Genomic DNA, 1889 nt, shown 5'->3' with positions numbered 1-1889 from the left:
GCCGAGGTCGCCCCCCTGCCCGCTTCGGCCAAGCGCGTGCCCGATGCCGTGGCCACCGGCCGCCCGAGCCGGGAGGAGGCCGAGGCCGCCGTGCGCACCCTGCTGCGCTGGGCCGGTGACGACCCGAGCCGCGAGGGTCTCAAGGACACGCCCGCCCGTGTGGCGAAGGCCTATGGCCAGCTCTTCGGCGGCTACGAGCAGGATGCCGATGCCCTGCTCGAGCGCGTGTTCGAAGAGGTCGAGGGCTATTCCGACATCGTCCTCGTGCGCGACATCCCGTTCTATTCCCATTGCGAGCACCACATGGTGCCGTTCATGGGCCTCGCTCATATCGCCTATTACCCCACCAAGGGCGTGGTCGGCCTGTCGAAGCTCGCCCGCGTGGTCGACACCTTCGCCCGCCGCCTGCAGACGCAGGAGACCATGACGGCCCAGATCGCCGACGTGATCGAGAGCATCCTCAAGCCGCGCGGCATCGCCGTGATGGTGGAGGCCGAGCATCTCTGCATGGCCATGCGCGGCGTGCAGAAGGCCGGCGTCTCCACCCTGACCACGCAGTTCCGCGGCGTGTTCAAGGACGATGCCAACGAGCAGGTCCGGTTCCTGACCCTCGTCCGCAACAACAAGAACTGACGCGGGCATTCCACGCGATGACGGTGAGCCAAGCTTCCGCCGTGCCCGGTGGGTTCTCCCTGCCCGGTTCGCGCAAGGATGTGGAGGAAGGCGGAACGCTGACCCCGCGCTTCGACGCGAACGGTCTCGTCGCCTGCATCGCCGTCGATGCCCATGACGGCCGGGTCCTGATGCTCGCCCACATGAACGCCGAATCCCTGCGGCTCACCCTCGAGACCGGCGAGGCCTGGTACTGGTCGCGCTCGCGGAGCGAGCTCTGGCACAAGGGCGCCACGAGCGGGCAGGTCCAGCGCGTCGTCGAGATGCGGGTCGATTGCGACCAGGACGCGCTTTTGATTTCGGTGGAGGTCGGGGGCGACGGCGGTTGTTGCCATACCGGGCGACGCTCCTGCTTCTACCGCGCCGTCTCCCTCGATCCGGTATCCGGCGAGGCCCTGCTCGGACCCGCCGGGCCGTGACCTGGGATGGGCTGTCCTTTCGCGGGGTCGCCCTCTACCGCCAGGGCATGCTGTCTACCCTGTCGCAGAAGCCGGTCTTTCCACGGGGCAATGTCGAGCCCGTAGCCGAACAGCCGCCGCCGCGACCGCGAATCGGCCTCGCTCTGGGCGGCGGTTCCGCGCGAGGCTGGGCGCATATCGGCGTCATCGAGGTGTTGGAAGAGGCCGGCATCCACCCCGACATGGTGGCCGGCTGCTCCATCGGTGCCGTCGTGGGGGGATGCTACGCCGCCGGCAAGCTCGATCTGCTCAAGGATTTCGCCCTGTCGCTGACGCGGCGGCGGGTCATGGGGCTCCTCGACCTGCGCCTGGGGTCTGGCCTCATCGCCGGCGAGCGGTTGAAGCGCCGCCTCGAAGGCGATCTCGGCACGCGGCGGGTGGAGAACCTGCCGATTCGCTTTGCCAGCGTCGCGACGGATCTCGGCTCGGGCGACGAGGTCTGGCTGACCCGTGGCTCCCTGGTGGAGGCGATCCGGGCCTCCTACGCCCTCCCCGGCCTGTTTCCCCCGGTGCGTCTCGACGGGCGCCTGATGATGGACGGAACGCTGGTGAATCCGGTGCCGGTCAAGCTCGCGCGCGGGCTCGGGGCCGAACTGGTGATCTGCGTGAACCTCAACGGCGATCCGCGGACCGAGCCCGGTCTGGTGATCGGGCCCGACGGCGACGGGGCCGCCTCGCCGGCCCTGCCCCTCACCACGTCGCGCCGGGGGTGGAACCTGCTGAACCGCATGCGCGGCACCGGTCGGCGCGGGCCGGCGC

General features: G+C 69.9%; 3 protein-coding genes. All 3 read left to right on the top strand.

Features of this window, described 5'->3' with window-relative positions; all coding sequences use genetic code 11:
* Positions 1 to 633, top strand: a 633-nt coding sequence (folE, locus tag FV220_RS24840) for a GTP cyclohydrolase I FolE (protein WP_147833567.1), incomplete at its 5' end; no start/stop codon positions are given.
* A gap of 17 nt (positions 634 to 650) precedes the next feature.
* On the top strand, positions 651 to 1091 hold the full coding sequence (gene hisI, locus FV220_RS24835) for a phosphoribosyl-AMP cyclohydrolase (RefSeq protein WP_210322930.1): 441 nt from the start codon (positions 651 to 653) through the stop codon (positions 1089 to 1091).
* Positions 1088 to 1889: patatin-like phospholipase family protein (locus tag FV220_RS24830; RefSeq protein WP_147833566.1), on the top strand; the 802-nt coding region annotated here is incomplete at its 3' end. The genes hisI and FV220_RS24830, both read left to right, overlap by 4 nt.

This window comes from Methylobacterium sp. WL19, assembly GCF_008040005.1.
Lineage (GTDB): Bacteria > Pseudomonadota > Alphaproteobacteria > Rhizobiales > Beijerinckiaceae > Methylobacterium > Methylobacterium bullatum.
The sequence above is the reverse complement of the archived record's forward strand: the minus strand, read 5'-3'. Positions and strand labels throughout refer to the sequence as shown.

Excerpts from the sequence above, each read along its gene's own strand:
- hisI (WP_210322930.1), top strand. The coding sequence starts at position 651 with ATGACGGTGAGCCAAGCTTCCGCCGTGCCCGGTGGGTTCTCCCTGCCC.